At 70.3% G+C, this 17,856-nt stretch carries 20 protein-coding genes and 2 tRNA genes; 12 read left to right on the top strand and 10 right to left on the bottom strand.

Features of this window, described 5'->3' with window-relative positions; genetic code table 11:
• Positions 1-29 precede the first annotated feature (29 nt).
• From ACGFY5_RS06260 to ACGFY5_RS06270, 3 genes are read left to right on the top strand one after another with little or no spacing between them, the layout of a single operon-like run.
• On the top strand, positions 30-1,217 hold the full coding sequence (locus ACGFY5_RS06260) for a DUF1015 family protein (protein ID WP_392717889.1): 1,188 nt from the start codon (positions 30-32) through the stop codon (positions 1,215-1,217).
• On the top strand, positions 1,214-2,167 hold the full coding sequence (locus ACGFY5_RS06265; protein WP_392717891.1) for an alpha/beta hydrolase: 954 nt from the start codon (positions 1,214-1,216) through the stop codon (positions 2,165-2,167). The genes ACGFY5_RS06260 and ACGFY5_RS06265 overlap by 4 nt, the downstream gene beginning before the upstream one ends.
• 12 nt (positions 2,168-2,179) lie before the next feature.
• A complete protein-coding gene (locus ACGFY5_RS06270; protein ID WP_392717893.1) occupies positions 2,180-2,647 on the top strand; it encodes a ribose-5-phosphate isomerase in 468 nt (155 codons plus the stop codon).
• Here ACGFY5_RS06270 and ACGFY5_RS06275 read toward each other — a convergent pair.
• Entirely contained in the window at positions 2,644-2,946 is a 303-nt protein-coding gene (locus ACGFY5_RS06275) for a hypothetical protein (protein ID WP_392717894.1), read from the bottom strand. The genes ACGFY5_RS06270 and ACGFY5_RS06275 overlap by 4 nt on opposite strands.
• 29 nt (positions 2,947-2,975) lie before the next feature.
• Between ACGFY5_RS06275 and ACGFY5_RS06280 the strand changes: the two genes are divergently transcribed.
• A complete protein-coding gene (locus ACGFY5_RS06280) occupies positions 2,976-3,794 on the top strand; it encodes an Fpg/Nei family DNA glycosylase (protein WP_392717896.1) in 819 nt (272 codons plus the stop codon).
• On the opposite strand, the gene ACGFY5_RS06285 is transcribed toward ACGFY5_RS06280, so the two are convergent.
• Entirely contained in the window at positions 3,785-4,240 is a 456-nt protein-coding gene (locus tag ACGFY5_RS06285; RefSeq protein WP_392718677.1) for an ATP-binding protein, read from the bottom strand. The genes ACGFY5_RS06280 and ACGFY5_RS06285 overlap by 10 nt on opposite strands.
• Positions 4,241-4,466: 226 nt before the next feature.
• On the opposite strand from ACGFY5_RS06285, the gene ACGFY5_RS06290 reads away from it, so the two are divergent.
• The 4 genes from ACGFY5_RS06290 (at position 4,467) to ACGFY5_RS06305 (ending at position 7,266) form a co-directional block, all read left to right on the top strand.
• Complete coding sequence (locus tag ACGFY5_RS06290) at positions 4,467-4,841, top strand: hypothetical protein (protein ID WP_392717898.1); 375 nt, start codon at positions 4,467-4,469, stop codon at positions 4,839-4,841.
• Positions 4,842-4,943: 102 nt separating this feature from the next.
• On the top strand, positions 4,944-5,228 hold the full coding sequence (locus ACGFY5_RS06295) for a hypothetical protein (protein WP_392717900.1): 285 nt from the start codon (positions 4,944-4,946) through the stop codon (positions 5,226-5,228).
• The gene (locus ACGFY5_RS06300) at positions 5,225-6,436 is read left to right on the top strand and encodes a cupin domain-containing protein (RefSeq protein WP_392717902.1); all 1,212 of its coding nucleotides are present in this window, start codon (positions 5,225-5,227) and stop codon (positions 6,434-6,436) included. The genes ACGFY5_RS06295 and ACGFY5_RS06300 overlap by 4 nt, the downstream gene beginning before the upstream one ends.
• Positions 6,433-7,266, top strand: coding sequence for a sucrase ferredoxin (locus tag ACGFY5_RS06305; RefSeq protein WP_392717904.1), 834 nt, complete (start codon positions 6,433-6,435; stop codon positions 7,264-7,266). The genes ACGFY5_RS06300 and ACGFY5_RS06305 overlap by 4 nt, the downstream gene beginning before the upstream one ends.
• Here the strand turns inward: ACGFY5_RS06305 and ACGFY5_RS06310 are convergent.
• On the bottom strand, positions 7,260-7,637 hold the full coding sequence (locus ACGFY5_RS06310) for a YkvA family protein (protein ID WP_392717906.1): 378 nt from the start codon (positions 7,635-7,637) through the stop codon (positions 7,260-7,262). The two genes, ACGFY5_RS06305 and ACGFY5_RS06310, sit on opposite strands and share 7 nt — an antisense overlap.
• A 79-nt stretch (positions 7,638-7,716) precedes the next feature.
• Entirely contained in the window at positions 7,717-8,373 is a 657-nt protein-coding gene (locus ACGFY5_RS06315; protein WP_392718679.1) for a helix-turn-helix domain-containing protein, read from the bottom strand.
• Positions 8,374-8,462: 89 nt separating this feature from the next.
• On the opposite strand from ACGFY5_RS06315, the gene ACGFY5_RS06320 reads away from it, so the two are divergent.
• Positions 8,463-9,215, top strand: coding sequence for an NAD(P)H-binding protein (locus ACGFY5_RS06320; RefSeq protein ID WP_392717908.1), 753 nt, complete (start codon positions 8,463-8,465; stop codon positions 9,213-9,215).
• On the opposite strand, the gene ACGFY5_RS06325 is transcribed toward ACGFY5_RS06320, so the two are convergent.
• From ACGFY5_RS06325 to ACGFY5_RS06335, 3 genes are all read right to left on the bottom strand, one after another.
• Positions 9,205-10,875: a sulfatase gene (locus ACGFY5_RS06325; protein WP_392717910.1), complete on the bottom strand. Its 1,671-nt coding sequence runs from the start codon at positions 10,873-10,875 to the stop codon at positions 9,205-9,207. The two genes, ACGFY5_RS06320 and ACGFY5_RS06325, sit on opposite strands and share 11 nt — an antisense overlap.
• 2 nt (positions 10,876-10,877) lie before the next feature.
• Complete coding sequence (locus ACGFY5_RS06330; RefSeq protein WP_392717912.1) at positions 10,878-12,107, bottom strand: hypothetical protein; 1,230 nt, start codon at positions 12,105-12,107, stop codon at positions 10,878-10,880.
• Positions 12,108-12,229: 122 nt separating this feature from the next.
• Positions 12,230-12,300: transfer RNA gene (locus tag ACGFY5_RS06335), tRNA-Gly, on the bottom strand.
• Between the two features lie 120 nt (positions 12,301-12,420).
• On the opposite strand from ACGFY5_RS06335, the gene ACGFY5_RS06340 reads away from it, so the two are divergent.
• A tRNA-Pro gene (locus tag ACGFY5_RS06340) sits at positions 12,421-12,494 on the top strand.
• Between the two features lie 85 nt (positions 12,495-12,579).
• Here ACGFY5_RS06340 and ACGFY5_RS06345 read toward each other — a convergent pair.
• The 3 genes from ACGFY5_RS06345 to ACGFY5_RS06355 form a co-directional block, all read right to left on the bottom strand.
• Positions 12,580-12,996: a PIN domain nuclease gene (locus ACGFY5_RS06345; RefSeq protein ID WP_392717914.1), complete on the bottom strand. Its 417-nt coding sequence runs from the start codon at positions 12,994-12,996 to the stop codon at positions 12,580-12,582.
• The gene (locus ACGFY5_RS06350; protein WP_392717916.1) at positions 12,987-13,211 is read right to left on the bottom strand and encodes a hypothetical protein; all 225 of its coding nucleotides are present in this window, start codon (positions 13,209-13,211) and stop codon (positions 12,987-12,989) included. Before ACGFY5_RS06350 ends, ACGFY5_RS06345 begins: the two co-directional genes overlap by 10 nt.
• 68 nt (positions 13,212-13,279) lie before the next feature.
• Entirely contained in the window at positions 13,280-14,839 is a 1,560-nt protein-coding gene (locus ACGFY5_RS06355) for a M12 family metallopeptidase (RefSeq protein WP_392717918.1), read from the bottom strand.
• 76 nt (positions 14,840-14,915) lie between these two features.
• Between ACGFY5_RS06355 and ACGFY5_RS06360 the strand changes: the two genes are divergently transcribed.
• Positions 14,916-16,277, top strand: a complete 1,362-nt coding sequence (locus ACGFY5_RS06360; RefSeq protein ID WP_392717920.1) for an MFS transporter — start codon at positions 14,916-14,918, stop codon at positions 16,275-16,277.
• Positions 16,278-16,433: 156 nt separating this feature from the next.
• On the top strand, positions 16,434-17,804 hold the full coding sequence (gene tig / locus ACGFY5_RS06365; RefSeq protein ID WP_392717922.1) for a trigger factor: 1,371 nt from the start codon (positions 16,434-16,436) through the stop codon (positions 17,802-17,804).
• Positions 17,805-17,856 lie beyond the last annotated feature (52 nt).

Raw genomic sequence — 17,856 nt, forward strand, 5'->3', positions numbered from 1 at the left:
TGCGCACGACGCGCGGTAACCTCGGCACAATGAGTGCAATACACCCCATACCGGTTGGATGGGTGTCGACCGGAGGAACAGGCGCACAGAACTACGACGAGTTCGCCGACGATGCCGAAATCACCGCGTTGGTGGCAGCAAACCCCGACTCGATGCTCGGGGTGGAGATGCCGCACCGGACGCCGGAGGCGGTCGCCGACGGACTCGACTTCGCCCGGGCGCTGCCCGCCGCGTCCGCCCGGCTGGAGAGCCTGGTCTCGCGCGGAAAGTTGGCGCAGTTCACGAACGCGATTGCCGTCTACCGGATCGGCGATCACTTCCTGGGGATGTTCTGCCTCGTCGACACCGCGGAGATCGGCGCCGGGCGGGTGATCCGCAACGAGGAGGTCTTCGCCGCCAAGGTGGCCGAGCGGACCGCGCTGATCCGGTCGCTCGGCGTGCTCGCGAGCCCGGTGCTGCTGGTGCAACCGGAAGCTGCAGGCGGCGACACCCTCCACGACCTGTTGACGGCGACAGTGGACCGGCTGGGTGAGCCGACGGTCTCCGATGTCGACCAGAACGGCCTCCAGCACGACGTGTGGCTGATCGGGCCGGGCACGGACCAGGAACGGCTGCTCGCCGTAGCCGGCACCGGCGACCTCGTCGTCGCCGACGGCAACCACCGCAGCCTCGCCGCGCAGCAGGCCGGGCTCGACCGGTTCCTCGCGGTCGTGGCGCCCGCCAGCTCGGCGAGCATCCAGCCGTACCAGCGGCTGCTGCGACGGTTGCCGATGCCGTTGACCGGGATCCTGGAGGGGCTGCGCGCGGTCGGCTGCGGCGTCCATGCCGTGGACGAGCCCCCGGCCACGCCGTCGCGCGGCACCGTCGTGCTCTACGCCGACGGGCAGACGTACGAGGTGAAGCTCCCGGCGGTCGCCGGTGACACCGTCGACCGGATCGACCACACGGTCGTCGAGCAGCTGCTGGTCCGCCAGGTGCTGGGGCTGACGCCGGACCACCCGTCGATCTCCTACATCGGTGGTGACTACCCGGCGAGCTGGCTGACCGCCGAGGTCGACGCCGGGCGCGCCGCGCTCGCCGTGCTGATCTCGCCGGTGACCGTCGAGGACTTCGTCGCGGTCAACCTCGACCGGGCCACGATGCCGCGGAAGAGCACCTGGTTCACCCCGAAAGCCCGTACGGGTCTCGTCCTCGCGGATCTGGAGTCGTCTCGATGAACTTGCACCCACAGGCCGTGGCAGACCTCGCCAGCGAAGCCATCGCGCAGGGGCCGGTACCGGAGCCCACGCTCGCGGACATCGCCGCGGCGCGGGCCGCGGAGAACGACAACGCGCTGGCGCTCGGTGGTCCGCCGGCGCCGGTGGCGATCGTCGTCGACCTGGAGGCCGACGGCGTCCCGATCCGGCTCTACAACCCACGCGGGGGACGCGGTACGCCGGTCATGTTCTTCCTGCACGGTGGCGGCTGGGTCGGCGACAGCCTGATCACGCACGACGCGGCGTGCCGACGCCTGGCGAACCGGTCGCACTGCGCGGTCGTGGCGATCGACTACCGGCTCGCGCCCGAGTACCCGTGGCCCGCGCAGGTCGAGGACGCCGTGCACGCGCTGGCCTGGGTGCGGGACCACGCGGACGAGCTCGGGCTCGACGTCAGCCGCACCGCGGTCGTCGGCGACTCGGCGGGCGCGACGCTCGCGGCGATCCTGGCCCGCCGGGCCCGGGACGCCCACGTCGGCTTCGACTACCAGGCGCTGATCTACCCGCCGGTGGAGCCGTTCGCAGAGCCGCCGCTCGGCCCCGATCCGCAGAGCGGCGTCGAACACGGCCTGAGCGTGGCGGAGATGAACTGGGCCTGGAAGACCTGGCTCGACGGCGCCGACCCCGACAACGAGGACATCGCGCCGGCGCGCACCAAGGAGATGGCCGGGCTCCCGCCGACGCTGATCGTCACCGCAGAGTTCGACGTCCTGCGCGAGGGCGCCGAGGCGTTCGGCGAGGCGCTGGCCGGTGCGGGCGTGCCGGTCGTCACGACCCGGTACCTCGGGGTGCCCCACGGGTTCTTCCGGCGGCTGGCGGTGTACGACGCCGCACGCGCCGCGGTGGACCAGGTGGCGGCGGCGGTGAAGGACGTGCTGGACCCGATCGCCCATCCCGTCGCACAGGCCTGAGAGGATGCTTCCATGCGCGTCTACCTTGGCTCCGACCACGCCGGATTCGAGCTGAAGCAGCACCTCGTCGAGCACCTGACGAAGTCCGGGCACGACGTCACCGACGTCGGCCCGCACGCCTACGACGCGGAGGACGACTACCCGCCGTTCTGCCTGGACGCGGCGCGGAAGGTCGTCGCCGACCCGGGCAGCCTCGGCGTCGTGATCGGTGGGTCGGGCAACGGCGAGCAGATCGCGGCGAACAAGGTTCCCGGGGTGCGGGCGGCCCTGGCCTGGAACGTCGAGACCGCTCAGCTGACCCGCCTGCACAACGACGCCAACGTCGTCGGAATCGGGGCGCGGATGCACTCGGTGGAGGACGCGACCACGATCGTCGACGCTTTCCTCGACACGAAGTTCAGCGGCGAGGCGCGGCACGCCCGCCGCATCGAGATCCTCGCCGACTTCGAGCGCACCCACGACTACCCGCCCCTTCCCTAGTGGGCGGGCTCCAGGTTCAAACCGGGCCTGTGGCCCGCAGGCTTGATGCCCGGCGGCAAGTTTTCTGTCGGGACGTACCGGCGGCGGACTAGGACTACGGACTCCTCGGCCTCGGCCAGGTCCTCGTCGGTCGGCCGGGACGCGTCGCGCGCGCGCATCGCGGCGCCGAGGCTCAGCTGGGAGGGGCCCGCGCCGACGAGGCCGCGCAGTACCTTGTCGTCGGCGGGCTCGGGGCGGGGTGCCTCGGTCTCGATGTGCCGTTCGCGTCGGCGTCGAGCACGATGGCGGTGGGTGTCCATCGCGTACCCCCTGAGCCTCGAGGAGAAGCGTGCCCGAAGGTCACACGATCCACCGGTTGGCCCGACGGCACAAGCGACTGTTCGTCGGTGCGCCGGTGCACGCGTCGAGCCCGCAGGGACGGTTCGAGGCCGGTGCGGCCGCGCTGGACGGCCTGACGCTCCGCGGCACGGACGCGCACGGCAAGCACCTGTTCCACGACTACGGCGACCGCTGGCTCCACGTCCACCTGGGCTTGTACGGGACCTTCGTCGACGGGAACGGGGAGCCGCCGGCTGTCCGGGGACAGATCCGGCTGCGCATGACCGGCGGAAAACTCCGCTCCGGAGTTTTGGCTCCGGCCTGGGCCGAACTGCGCGGGCCGACGGCCTGCGAGGTGCTCGACGACGGCGCGCGCGACGCGTTAGTGGCCAGGCTCGGACCCGACCCGCTGCGCACGGACGCCGACCCCGACCAGGCCTGGCTGCGCATCAGCCGTAGCCGCACGTCGATCGGCGCGCTGCTGATGCGCCAGGACGTGCTGTCCGGCGTCGGCAACGTGTACCGCGCGGAGGCGCTCTTCCGTGCCGGCATCGACCCCTACCGGCCGGGGCGTGACGTCTCGCTGGGGGAGTGGGAAGCGGTCTGGGCGGACCTGGTCCTGATGATGGCCGACGGGGTGCGGGTGGGTCGGATCCTGACGCTGCGGCCGGAGGACAAGGTCCGGGAGCCTGCGGTCGGCCGGGACCGGGGCCGGGGGCGGTACGTCTACCACCGGGCCGAGCGGCCCTGCCGGATCTGCGGAACGCCGGTGCGGACGGCAGTGGTCGAGGCGCGGAACCTGTTCTGGTGTCCCACCTGTCAGAAATGACCCACGGGTTCGGCGACCCGAGCCGCTAGCTCGAACCAGATCCGCTTCCCCGGACGAGCCGGACCCTGTGGTTCGACCCCCCACCGGTCGGACATCGCGTTCACGAGGGCCAGACCGCGCCCGGACGTCGCGTCGGGGTCGAAGCTGCCCATGCGGGGTGGCTCGTACGCGTCGTCGTGCACCTCGATCCGGACCCGGCCGCGGTCCCCGGCGGTGACGATGAGTACCCGCGCTCGCGAGCGGGCGTGCACCACGGCGTTCGTGACGAGTTCCGTGACCAGCAGTTCCGCCGCGTCGACCAGCTCGACGTCGGCCTGCGGACCGAGAGTGTCGGCAACGAACCGCCGCGCCAGCCGAGGGCTGCGGGCGACAGGCTCGAGCTCGATCAGGGCGCGGATCGGGCACCTCCTCGGGTCACTCTCTCGAACTGTGACGGACGGGCGGATAGTTCCTAGTGTGCCGCTTTGTCATATCTCAACCACGCCTGGGTACCCCTGTGCTGTCTGGGTCCGGACAAAGTTGGACTCTTGAACGGTACGGATAGGGATGTGACATATACGAAACCCGCTGGACGTTCCTACGTTGATTCACAGGGGTAGGCATGGGTTAGCTCGATCGGTGGGCCCTGCGCCTACCAGGAAGAAGAGGAACCTGATGCGGGACCACGTCATCGTGAGAAACGAACGCCGGGCCCTCGTGGCGTACTCAAAGAACACCCAGCCGCTCGCCGGCCCGGAGTTCGGTCATTTCCTTCGCGGTGCGGCGGCGGCTCTCGACTGGGCGACCGGTGTGGTGGCGATCGCGCCCGTCGGTCCGGGCACCGGCCCCGCGGACGCCGCGCTGATCGTTGCCGAAATCCAACTGTGCGACGTCCTACTGGCCGGGGCGGTGTCGCCGCTGACGACCGTCCGGACCGATCCGCACTACGTCAACGGCGTCGAGCACGCCCTGCGGTGGCTGCTCGAACTCGAGGCCGAGCCGCCGGTGCCGCTCACCTCCTCAGGCTCCGCCGTGGCGGAGCAGCCGGTTGCAATTCCTGCGGCCTGAGCAGGGACAAATCGGCGCAGGGAGTTTGACGGGCGGGGGCCCGGGAACATGCCGTGACGTTCGACCGGTGTGAAAACCGGGCTCCCAGAGGAAGGAACGTTCATGGCTCTCAACGACGACGACATCGTCACCTCCGGCCCCGGTAGCAGTGAGGGCCCCGCTGACGGTGGCGCGAACGCCGGTGGCCACGACGGTGGCGCGGACGGCGGCGCTGACGGTGGCGCCGAGGGCCCGGCCGACGGTGGCGCGAACCCGGGCGGTCACGACGGTGGCGCGGACGGCGGTGCTGACGGTGGCGCCGAGGGCCCCGCTGACGGTGGCGCGAACGCCGGTGGCCACGACGGTGGCGCGGACGGCGGTGCCGACGGCGGCGCGTCGCGGCTGTGACTGATTCTTCGCTTCGGACGACCGGCCGCGAGGCCGGTCGTCCGGCGTTGGAGCGCTGCATTTCGGTTCCGGTGGCGCAGTTCCCGTGGGGGCGTGAGCCGTTGCTGAGCGCCGGGCTCGGCTTCAGCGACCTATTCAGCCTGGATGCGGTCGACGACCTGCTCACCCGCCGCGGTCTGCGGACTCCGTTCATCCGGCTGGCCAAGAACGGCGCGGTGATCGAACCGGCCCGGTACACCGGTTCCGGCGGTGCGGGTGCCGAGATTTCCGACCAGGTCGACGACGCCCGCGTCACCCGGCTCTTCTTGGACGGCGCCACGATCGTCCTGCAGGCGCTGCACCGCACGTGGCCACCGCTCGTCGATTTCGGGCAGCAACTGGCCACCGACCTCGGCCACCCCGTCCAGATCAACGCCTACGTCACGCCGCCGCAGAACCAGGGGTTCGCGGCGCACTACGACGTGCACGACGTGTTCGTGCTGCAGGTGGCCGGCGAGAAGCGCTGGCGGATCCACGCGCCGGTGCTGTCCGCTCCGCTGCGGGACCAGCCGTGGAGTTCGCGGGCCGACGACGTCGCCGCGCGGGCGGACGAGGAGCCGGTGATCGACACCGTTCTGCGCCCCGGCGACGCGCTCTACCTGCCCCGCGGCTGGCTGCACTCGGCGACCTCGCTCGGTGAGACGTCCGTGCACCTCACGGTCGGCGTGCACCCGGTGACGCGGCACGCGCTGGTGGAGGTGCTGGCCGGGCTGGCGGCGGAGGATCCCTCGCTGCGCGAGTCGTTGCCGCTGGGGTTCGATCCGACGGACCCGAGCCTGCTCTCGGGAGTGATGGACGCGCTCGTGCCCTGGCTGCGCACGGTGGACCAAGCTGCGGTCGCCGACCGGCTGCGGGAGCGGGTCTGGCCGCAGGGGCGGTCGGAGCCGGTGTCGCCGCTGGCCCAGGAGCGCGTCGTCGCGTCGCTGCGCGCGGACACGACCGTCCGCCTGCGCGACCACCTGCGCTACACAGTGGACTCGTCCGCCGCCGGCGTCGTGCTGCGCCTGCCGGACCGCACGCTCACGCTTCCGGCGGTCACCGCCGCCGCGATGAAGACGGTGCTGTCCGGTGCGCCGGTGCGCGCCTCCGAACTGCCCGATCTCGACGCCGACGACGGGCTGGTGCTGATCCGGCGCCTGCTCCGTGAGGCGCTGGTGGTACCGGCTTGACACCGCGGTGCGCGGTTGCGGCCCGGGAGCGCGGTGACCAGCTGTTCGGCACGGCCGCTCCGGGGTCGCGCTGGCTGCTGGTCGAGCACGCGGGCCCGTGGCCGCGCCGGGCGTTCGAGGCGTCGCCGGTGCTGACGTGGGTCGCTTCGCGCGCGGTCGCAGCGGGTGTGCGGGCGACGCTGATCCGTCGGCCCGGGCGAGCCGTTCCGTCTGAAACCCGCGCCTACGCGATCGTGGACGCCCGTCCGGGCCGCGAAGGCATCCACTGGGGAACGTTCGTGTCCGAGTCGGAGCTCCTCGAGGTGCCGCTGGAGCTGACCGGACCGGCGTCGACCGAGCCGGTGCACCTGGTGTGCGCACACGGGCGACACGACACGTGCTGCGCGGTGGAGGGCAGGCCGGTGGCGGCTGCTCTCGCGGACGCGTATCCCGGAAGTACCTGGGAGTGCTCGCACGTCGGCGGTGACCGGTTCTCGGCCAACGTCGTGCTGCTGCCACACGGCCTGTACTACGGAACGCTCGACCGTTCTTCGGCCCTGGCGGTCGCGGACGCGTACCGCGCAGGCCGGGTCGTGCCCTCACTCCTGCGCGGACGCTCCGCGTTCCCACCGTCGGTGCAGGCGGCTCAGCACTACGCCCGCCTCGACACCGACGACGACCGCGTGGACGCGTTCGCGCCCCTGAGCACCGAGACACTCGACCCGCAGACCGTGCGCGTCCGCCTCGACGGCGCGACGATCACGGTCCGGGCCGGGTGGTCGGAGCCGGCGGTGCTGACGTGCTCCGCCGGCCGACCCGAGGTCGCCCGGGTGTTCGAGCGGGTTCAGTAGGCGTGACCGTTGATCGTGGACGGCGCGGTCATGCGCTCCCACTCGAGGAAGTTGTCGGTCTCGGCGAAGAGCGCGCCGACCAGGTACACCGCAACCGCGGCGTCGTCGGCGAGCCCGAGCACAAACATGAACGCCTCGGGCATGGCGTCGATCGGTGAGACGATGTACGCGGCACCGACGCCGAGCATCGCCAGCTTGAGCCGGGACAGCCCCGGGTAGCGGCCGGACGCCGACGCGCGGATCATGCGCGGGATCGCGCCGATACGGGCGCCGACCGACGGCGAGCCCGGACGGGACGCTTCGCGGGCTACCTTTGCTGCGGCGGCGAGCCGGGTCTTGCGCCGCAGAGACCCACTTGCGTTTCGAGCCATGAGGACACCTCCGATGTGTGCTTCCTCCTTGATACCCGCAGAGAGCAACGTGACGCGTCCGGAGCGTGTTCCACGCTCGTCAGGCCGCTTCGAGCGTCGAGCAGTGGCGGGGAGCCGGGGTGTGACCCGCCGCGAAGGCGGCGGGGGAGACACCCATGAGCTGGCGGAACTCGCGGCCGAGGTGCGACTGGTCGTAGTAACCGGCCTGCGCGGCGAGTTGGGCGAACGGCGCCGACCCGATGTCGCCGAGCACGCGACGGATGCGTTGGATGCGTGCGTAGTGCTTGGGAGAGACCCCGACCGCGGCGGCGAACCGGTTGCGCAGGTGCCGCTCGCTCACCCCGAGGTCGTCGGCGACGACGGCGATCGGACTGCCGGTGCTCAGGCGGGCGGCCGCCGCGTCGACCCAGCGGGTCTCGCGGTCGGCGGCCGGGGCAGCGGTGGCCAGGTACGGCCCGAGCACGGCAGCGGGATCCAGCGGCGCGTCCGTCCAGCGGTGCGCCAGTTGCCCGGCGTCCGGCGAAAGGAAGGGAACCACCTGATCGGTGAACTCGGACACCGGTGCCCCGAACAGCGCGCGGGCCTGGCCGGCGGTCAGGCGGAAGCGCGGGGCGAGCGGGCCGCCCTTCGGCTCGTAGTAGAGCGCGCGCGTGCGCGGACCGAGGACCATCAGCTCCGGGCTGCCCGAGTGGCAGACCGAGAGCGCCAGTTCGGTGGTGGTGGTCGGCGCGTGCATCACGATGTCGAGCCTAGGGATTCAGCGCCCGTACGCCAGTGCCGAAACGTCCTATCCAGTGCGCGGAGGAGCGCCACAGGGTTGGCGTCATGATTCTGGTGACAGGTGCCACAGGCACGATCGGTTCCGCTCTCGTCTCGACTCTCGCCGCTGCCGGGGAGCCCGTGCGGGCGATGACTCGAGGGGCGGCTGTTCCGGCTGCCACCGAGGTGGTGCACGGCGACTACGGGGACGCCGATTCGCTGCGTGCCGCGGTGCAGGGCGTCGACGCGGTGTTTCTGCTGACCCCGCCCGATCCCGCAGCGCCGGCGCAGGACCTGGCGATGCTGGAGGCAGCTGCCGACGTGCCGCGGATCGTCAAGGTCTCCGCGTTCGGCATCGACAGCGGGCTCGCGCCCTGGCACGAGCCCGGCGAAGCTGCGGTGCAGGCCGGCGACCGGGAGTGGACGATCCTGCGGCCGTCGGCGTTCGCGACGAACGCGCTCCAATGGTTGCCGCAGCTCCGCGCCGGGGAGCCCGTTCCGAACCCGACCGGCGACGGGAAGCTCGGCGTCATCGATCCGCGGGACATCGCCGCCGTGGCCGCGGTCGCGCTGACCGGTGGAGCGCCGGGCGTGCACACGCTCACCGGCCCGGAGGCGCTGAGCACTCCGGAACAGGTGGCGATCCTCGCGTCGGTGCTGGGTCGGCCGCTCGGGACGCAGGCCGTCGACGGCTCCCACCCGGGACACGAATTCGTGCGGTCGGGGCAGGGCGCGGTCGTGACCGACGACGTCCCGCGCATCCTCGGCCGCCCGGCCCGGACGTTCCGGGAGTGGGCGACCGACCACGTCACTGGTTGAAGGCCGTCAAGAACTTGTCGCGGAACGCGTCCATCTTCCAGACGGGGGCGTTCTTGGCCGGCTTGATGCCGTCGGTCCAGCCCCAGGTGTTGATGCGCTCCATCACCTTCGGGTCCTTCGCGACGATCGTGATCGGCACGTCCCAGCTCGCGTTCTGCCCGACGATCAGCGGCACCGGCTGGTGGTCACCCAGGAACACCAGTACCTGGTCGTCGCCCAGGTACTTCTCGGCGTAGCCGGTCAGCGTCTGCAGTGAGTACTCGATCGTCTTGCGGTACTGGGTACGCACCTCGTCGGGCTTCTTCGTCGAGTGCGGCCGCCCGCCGTAGGTCGCCTTGCCGTCGCCCACCTGGTCCCAGTCGGCCAGCTTCGGGAGGTACGACCAGGGCGCGTGGCTCGACGTCGTCTCGACCTCGGCCACCACCGGGGTGTCGCCGGCCTTGGACAGCTCCGCGCGCTGCAGCTTCGACAGCAGGTACTGGTCCGGAATCGCCGACCACTGCGGCTTCGGCCCCTTGAACCCGAGGTTGCGTGAGTCGTAGATCTTGTCGTAACCGAAGAACTCGCCCTCGGGCCAGTAGCCGGTCAGACCGGGCATCACGCCCACCGACCGCCAGTCCGACTTCTTGAACGCCTGGGTCAGCGTCAGCCGGTCGCTCTTGGTGAGCGAGCGGTACCGGGCCTCGTTGTTGATCCAGAGTCCGGAGTAGAACGTCGAGTGCGCGAGCCAGCTACCGCCGCCGATCGTCGGCGAGGTGAGCCAGCCGCTGCGTGCGGTGAGCCCGGCTGTCTTCAGCTTCGCCGATCCCTGGTCCAACACCGCGTCGACCTGCGACGCGTAGGTCGGGTCCTCGACCGCGCTGCGTCCGTAGCTCTCGATGAACGTGAAGATGACGTCCTTGCCCTCGAGCCCGGCGAGCAGCTGGTTCTGGCCCTTGAACTTGTCGACGGCGAGTTCCTTCTCGAACTCCTTGTGGTCGGCCAGCGCGTGCGGGACCTTCCGGAACATGTTGTAGCCGAACAGCGAGGTGGTGTAGCTCGTCTGTGGCAGGCCCGGCACCGTGTAACCGAAGGCCGCACAGAAGAACCAGATCACGGTGAGTGCGGCGACCGCCTTGGTCGCGTGCGGCTGGGCGTCGACCAGTGCCTGGGAGAGCCGGCGAACGGCGAGGACGATCAGCGTGAGCAGCGCGATCAGCGCAACTGCGGCGCCGACCATCGCGCCGACCGCGGCGGCCTTGCCGTACGAACCCTCGACGAAGTCGTAGCCGTTACCGAGGAAGCTCCAGTCGAAGATGACGTTGAACGGCCGGGACAGCACCGCGAAGAAGCCCATGTCGAGGACCTTGATGAACGTGAGCACGCCCAGCACCACACCGGCGAGCGTGGCCACGATCTTCCGGGTCCGCCCGGGCAGCACGAGCAGCACGGCGGCGCCGACGACGGCCTCCACCGGGATGCGCATGAACGCCTTCGTCGTCAGCAGGTACTCGCGGTTCGGGAGCAGCAGCACCAGGTAGACCAGCACCAATGCCAGTGCGGTGAGCGTCCAGCGCAGCACCGTGCGCACTCTGCTCCGAGGCTTCTCGGAAGACGGCGCGATCGGGGTCAGGTCGCCGTCGTCCGTCGATGGCTCCTGCGTACCCGTGAGAAGCGCCATTCCTAGGCCCTTTCCGAAAGTTGTGGGGTGTCCGTTGCCGCGAGGTTCACGTCTTCGTCCGGCGGAAAGTTCACGTCTTCGTCCGGCGTCTCCGTCGTGAACGTGACACCCGAGAAAAGGCGGTAGCCGGTGATCAGAATCGCCCCGAGCATGAGCGTGGCCAGCAGCCGGCGGTCGATCATCGGGCCCACCGGTGCCTTGCTGAACAGGAACGGCAGATACGAGAAGAACGACGACGCCTGGACGATCAGCGGCAGGTACCAGAGCCGGGGTACGTAGAACGCGAGGATCAGCGTGAGGACGTCGGCGAGGAAGAAGTAGCGCTCGTGCATCGCCGGCAGGAGCCACGGGATGGCGATCGCGAAGAACGCGCCCGCAGTCAGCCAGCGCACCCGGTCGAGCTCGACTTTCGTCGCGATCAGCACGTAGGTGACGCCGAGCGTGAGCGCGGCCGCGAACAGGTAACCGAGGTTGCGCAGGACGCCGAGCGCGACGTTGACGTGCAGGTACTGGTAGACGGTAGGGCCGCCGCGACGCAGTGCCGACGGGTCGTCGAGCTGGTGGGAGTAGATCGTGAGCAGCTCGATCGCGTCGCGGCCGGCGATGAGCGCAGGGACGTCCCAGGCGAGATAGACGAGCGGGAACGCGATCAGCGTTCGCCAGCGGACCCGTCCGGCCAGCACGGCCAGCAGGAATATGGGTGCGATGAACACGGCTTGTGGCTTGAACGCCCAGGCGGTGGCGGCCATCGCGACGGCGGCCCAGTCGTTGCCCTTGAGCACGTAGTAGAGGGCAGCGACGCAGAACGCGCCCCAGATCGAGTCGCACTGGCCGTACAGGGAGGCGTTGAGCACGACGGTCGGCATGAATGCGGCGACCAGCGCGGCCATCGCGGGGATGCGCCAGCCGTCCCACTTGAGCGCGACCGTGCGGAAGACGTAGTAGACGAGCACGACGTCGAACGCGACGAGGACCAGCTTGATCTTCATCAGCGTCGCGCCGGGGAACCAGCTCGCGATCTCGAGCAGATAGAGGAACGGCGCGTTGTAGTTGCCGACCGGGCTTTTCAGCCCTTCCCGTTGAAGCTGGTCGTACCACTCACCGAAAACGTCGAGGTCGGTCGTCCAGTAGCTGCGACAGGCGTAGCGGATGACGACCGCCAGGCCGACCAGTCCGGCGAGCAACAGCCACTCGGCGGGCGGCACCGTCCGGGCTCGTCGTACCCACGACACGAGGGCGCCCCTCTCACTGTTTGCGACCGGTCGCAGGGGTACACGGAACGTGCGCACCGGAGGTTCGACGCTCGACCCATAAAAAACGCCCAGGTCGTCTGACCTGGGCATCTACCTCGCGGAGCGGGTGACGAGAATCGAACTCGCGTAGCCAGTTTGGAAGACTGGGGCTCTACCATTGAGCTACACCCGCAGGCGCTTTTCAGCGGCCTCGACCATAGTAACGGCATCCTCCGGACGGCACGCCACCGACTTACCTCGGGGCAGCGAGCCGCCGCGTACCGCGACGGCCTACACTGGCGGCGCAGTGCCGCGGGGTGTGGCGCAGTTTGGTAGCGCACTCGCTTTGGGAGCGAGGGGCCGTGGGTTCAAATCCCGCCACCCCGACCGTGTTCAGGCTGGTCGCCGCGGTGGCGCGGCGGCCAGCGGGCCTATGTCGGCCCCCGCCATGCACGGATGCACCGAATCGGTGTCATTCGGCCAAAGAGTCGACGGGCTGGCCGGTGACGTCAGCGATGAGATCGAAGTCCTTGTCGACGGCGAGGACGGTTAGACCCGCCCTTTCGGCCGTTGCGGCGATGAGTAGATCCGGAATGGAGGGCGCGCGGTGCTGGCCCCGGTCGGCGAGCAGCATCTGAACCTCGAAGGCGCGGTCCTCGATCGCGGGTGTGAGGTGCTCGACCGGCATCAGAGACAGCGGCGGGACGGTGAACTGTCCGCGGCCGGCCTCGCCTGAGCGTGCGGAGAAGCCGAGTTCGAGCCGTGTGATAGTGGAAAGCCGCACCAGTCCGCGACTGATGCGGCTACTCCACTCTTCGCGGTCGGCCGTCTGCCCCCGCTGCAGGCGGACGTAGGCGGATTTGTCGATCAGCCAGCTGGTTACCGCCACGCTGCGTCCATCACCGCCGGATCGGCGAGGTCGGCGAAAACCTCAGCGGAGCGTTGCCAGTCTTCGGCGGAGACGGTTTGCTTCGGGGAGGGGGTGATGTCTTCCTCGAACCTGCGGCGCAGGTACTCGTTGCGGGAGAGCCCGAGGTTGGAGGCCGCTGTGTCGATGCGGTCGACGGCTTCCTGGGTCAAGTCGCGGATGAGGATGTTGGGCATCGCGCACCTCCGGATCTATGCGTGATATCACGATATCACGCGGATCCTCGCCGCGACGGCGGTGACGCTCAGGCTTCGAACGTCGCCGCCAGTGACCAGCCGGTGCCCGGCGTGTAGAGCCGGCACGAGGCATCCAGCGCTGTGTACGTGAGCACGCGCCCGTCGCCCAGCGCCCACGCCACGTCACCCGCAGCGCCGTCCAGTGACGTCCACGCCGAGCCGTCGAACGACCAGACCCCGTCGGGGCTCGCGACGTACGAGCCGGCCACGAAGTGCCCCGCCGGTGCCGCCGCACCCACCGGCCGCCACGTCAGCGCACCGTCGACCAGCGACCCCGACACCGTGGAATCCCCGGTGTCGACGAGCAGCCCGCCCGACGTCACCCCGAGCGCACGCCCGGTCGACTCGCCGACCACCGACCACGCGAACTCGTCCCCGTCGAGCCGCGCGCACCACCACTCCCCGCCGTCCTCGACGAGCAGCTCGTCGACGCCGTCCCCGTCGACGTCACCCACGAGCAGCGTCGAGATGTCGGCGGTGAAGCCTTCCGTGTTCCCGGCGTAGACCCACTCCGACGACCCCAGCCACCACGAGTGATCCTCGGGGTAATACGTCAGCACCTGTTCGGAACCCGCGCGGAACCGCCCCACCCAGGACAGGGCTCCGAGCACGCGCGCCTCCACGGGAGACCAGCTCAGGACCCCCCCGACCAGCCGCCCCAACCGCCCGGTCGCGGCGTCGAGCACCTCGTCCAGCCCGTCGGAGTCGAAGTCACCCACGAGCCCCGCCGGGCCGGTGCCGACCGTGGTCCAGGTCAGCGCCCCCGTCGCGAGCGACCCGAGGTGCCACGTTCCGCGGCTCGCCAGATGGAACAGCACGCCCCACGACGAGGCCCACGAGTTCGCGTCGGACGGCTCGAGATCGGCGTACAGCTCCCGGATCGCCGCCCGGTCACCCGCCGACAGGGCGTCTCGCTGACCGATCTCCGCGCCCTCGAGGAACGGCACGATCGTCGGCTCACCGTTGATCGAGAACGACACCGCCGGGTAATGCATGATCGACCCGTAGTCGTACGGCCCGACGTCGTCGCCGTCGGTGATGTGCTGGTCGAAGTTGTGCCGCTGATCAGGGTCGATGTTCTCCCAGACGATCCGGACGAACTCGTCCCGGTCCTCGCGGCTCTGCTCGTGCCAGAGCCCCGCGGCGTGCCCCAGCTCGTGCGTCGCCTGACCGAAGAAGCAGCCGGTGCCCAGCGTCAGCTCTTGCGGCCCGCCCTGCCGGCCGACCGAGGACGTGCACCCTCCGCTGGGCACGAACCGCACGTAGTCGTCCTCGCCGTCGCGCGGTACGACCGCCAGCCGGGTCCGCGTGTTCCAGTGTTCGACCGCACCCTCGACCGCCTCGCGCTGCGCCTCCGGTAACGCCGGATCGATCTCGTACGGGATCACCCCGCCGGGCCAGCGGAACCGCTCGCCGGGGATGGCCACTGCGGAGCGGGCCGACACCTCCGCCACGGAGCCGAGCACGATGTCGCCCTCGAACATCGCCAGGCCGTTCTCGACGCTGAACACCACCCGGCGCGCGCCGAACGTAACCCCGTACACGTACCCAACGCCGGTCTCCGACATGGACACATCAATACACGGTGCCTCTGACAGATCCAGAGTGGAACTGCAGAAAACACCGTAAGGTGTCGGAACCCCGGTGAAGGGAGTCCGCACGGTGGCGACGACCTCTCCAGCCGGTACCGCGACCCCCCTCGGCCAGGAACCCTGGCCACCGCGCGCCCGCCCGATCGTGTTCCTGCTGGCCGTCTTCATCATGCTGGCGTTCGGCGACAAGGCGATCCTCGGCCTGGTCGGCCCGCCGATGATGGAGGACCTCGGGCTCACCAACGCCGAGTTCGGTCTGATCGGCAGCAGCTTCTCCCTGCTGTTCTGCTTCACCGCGATCTTCATCGGCCTGCTCGGCAACCGCGTCTCGCCGCGCTGGCTGCTGGCCGGGCTGGCCGTCGTCTGGTCGCTCGCCCAACTGCCCGTGCTGTTCCCGGTCCTCGGCTTCGCCGGCCTGGTCGGCACCCGCATCCTGCTCGGCGCGGGGGAGGGCCCCGCCGTCCCGCTCGCCTCGCACACGGCGTTCACCTGGGTGCCGATCCGCAGCCGCGCGCTCGCCGCGGCCCTGCTCGCCATCGGCGGCGGCGCCGGCATCGTCGTCGGTGCCCCACTGCTCATGCTCGCCATCCAGGCCTACGGCTGGCGTGCTCCCTTCGGGGTCCTCGGCGCGCTCGGGCTGATCTGGGCGGTCGCCTGGCTCGCCGTCGGTGGTGCGGGTCCTCATCTCTACGCCGCTCCGGGCACCACCGCCGGCAATCCGCTGGGCGACTCCCGCGGAACACCCGGAACGGCCGCCGGCGCCGCGGGCGAGACAGTGCCCTACCGGCGGATCTTCGCGCTCGGCACCTGGTGGGGTGCGGTGCTGGCCGGCTTCACCGTCTTCTGGACCCTGGGCCTCGCCCTCACCTGGCTCCCCACCTACCTCGAGGAACAGGCCGGCTACGCCCCCTCCACCGTGAGCCTCCTCGTCGGCCTCCCGAGCATCTTCTCGATCGTCTCGATCCTGGTCGCGGGCATGACCGCCGACCGCCTCCTGCGCCGCGGCGCCTCGCGTCGCGTCGCCTACGGGGTCGTTCCGGCGGTCGCGATGGTCGCCGGCGGACTCGCGCTGATCGCAATGAGCCGCCTCGGCGCCGGCTGGCCGCTGCTGGCCGCGATGACGATCGCGTTCTCCACCGGTCCGGCCCTGACCCCGCTGACCAACGCCGCGATCGCCGACGTGTGCCCGCCCGCTCAGCGCTCCGGCGTCCTGGCGACCGCACACGCGTTCGCCACCACCGGCAACGTCGCCGCCCCGTTCGCCAGCGGGCTCATCGTCGACCTCGCGCCGACCGAGAGCGCGGGGTTCGCCGCCGCGCTCGACCTGGCGGGCGTCCTGCTCCTGGCCGGGGCCGCGCTGGCCGCCACCGTCATCCGTCCCGACCGCCATGCGGCCCGGCTGACGGGGGCGTGAACGCGGGTAGGACTGTGGGGTGCGGGCGCTGATCGGCGGTCGCATAGACTGCGTAGAGTCAATCCTGCGGTATATCCGCGTGCGCGTCTTCTTGTGGTGCCGCATCCCACAGAGATTGAACAACTAATTACACCCGCAGCGTTGAGGAGCACACACGTGAAGAGCACCGTCGAGACCTTGAGCCCGACGAGGGTGCGGCTCGCCGTGGAGGTGCCCTTCGAGGAGCTGAAGCCCAACCTCGACGAGGCCTACCGCTCGATCGCGAACCAGGTCTCGATCCCGGGCTTCCGGAAGGGCAAGGTTCCGCCGCGCCTGATCGACCAGCGCATCGGCCGGGCCGCCGTGCTCGAGGAGACGCTCAACAACGCGATCCCGACGCACTACTCCTCCGCCGTGCGTGAGCACGACATCAAGGTGATCGGCCGCCCCGACGTCGAGGTCACCGAGCTGCAGGACGGCGAGAAGGTCTCGTTCACCGCCGAGGTCGACGTCCGCCCCGAGCTGACGCTCCCCGACTTCTCGACGCTCGAGGTCACCGTCGACGAGGCCCAGGTCTCCGACGAGGACATCGACAACCAGGTCGACAGCCTGCGCCAGCGGTTCTCCACCCTGAAGGGTGTCGAGCGCGAGGTGCGCACCGGTGACTTCGTCCAGCTCGACCTGGTCGCCACCATCGACGGCGAGGAGATCGAGGGCGGCAGCGCCGAGAACGTCTCCTACGAGGTCGGCAGCGGCCAGCTGCTCGAGGGCACCGACGCCGCCATCGAGGGCCACCAGGCCGGCGACGAGGTCACGTTCACCACGACGCTGGCCGGTGGCGAGCACGCGGGCAAGGACGCCGACGTCAAGGTCACGATCCGCACGGTCAAGGAGAAGGAGCTCCCGGAGCTGGACGACGAGTTCGCCCAGACCGCCTCGGAGTTCGACTCGCTCGACGAGCTCAAGGACGACGTCCGCAACCGGCTCGGCCGGGTGAAGAAGCTCGAGCAGGCCGTCGCCGCCCGTGACAAGACGCTGGAGACGCTGCTCGAGGCCGTCGAGGTCCCGATGCCGGAGAAGGTCCTCCAGGACGAGATCGAGTACCGCCGCCACCAGCTCGGCCACGCGCTGGAGAACGCCGGCGTCAGCCTGGAGCAGTACCTCGAGAACGAGGGCCAGACCCAGGAGGAGTTCGACGAGCAGCTGGAGAAGGACTGCGCACAGGCCGTCCGCTCCCAGCTCGTGCTCGACGCCATCGCCGACAACGAAGAGGTCGGCATCGACGACGGTGAGCTCACCAGCGAGGTCGTGCGCCGCGCCCAGCAGTCCGGGGTCAACCCGCAGCAGTTCGCCGACCAGCTCGTGCAGAACGGCGAGCTGCCGATCGTCGTCGCCGACCTCCGCCGCGGCAAGGCGCTCGGTCTCGTCACCGAGCAGGCGAAGATCGTCGACGGGGCCGGTAACCCGGTCGACCTGAAGGCCCTGCAGGACGAGATCAACCCGCCCGAGGCGGACGTCGAGGCCGAGCCCACGCCGGCTCAGGTCTGACCTTCCGGTCATGCTCGTGCGCTCACAGCGAACAGCCCCCCGAGGCCCCGTC

It is taken from the genome of Cryptosporangium sp. NPDC048952, assembly GCF_043197895.1.
In the GTDB taxonomy this organism is placed as follows: Bacteria; Actinomycetota; Actinomycetes; order Mycobacteriales; family Cryptosporangiaceae; genus Cryptosporangium.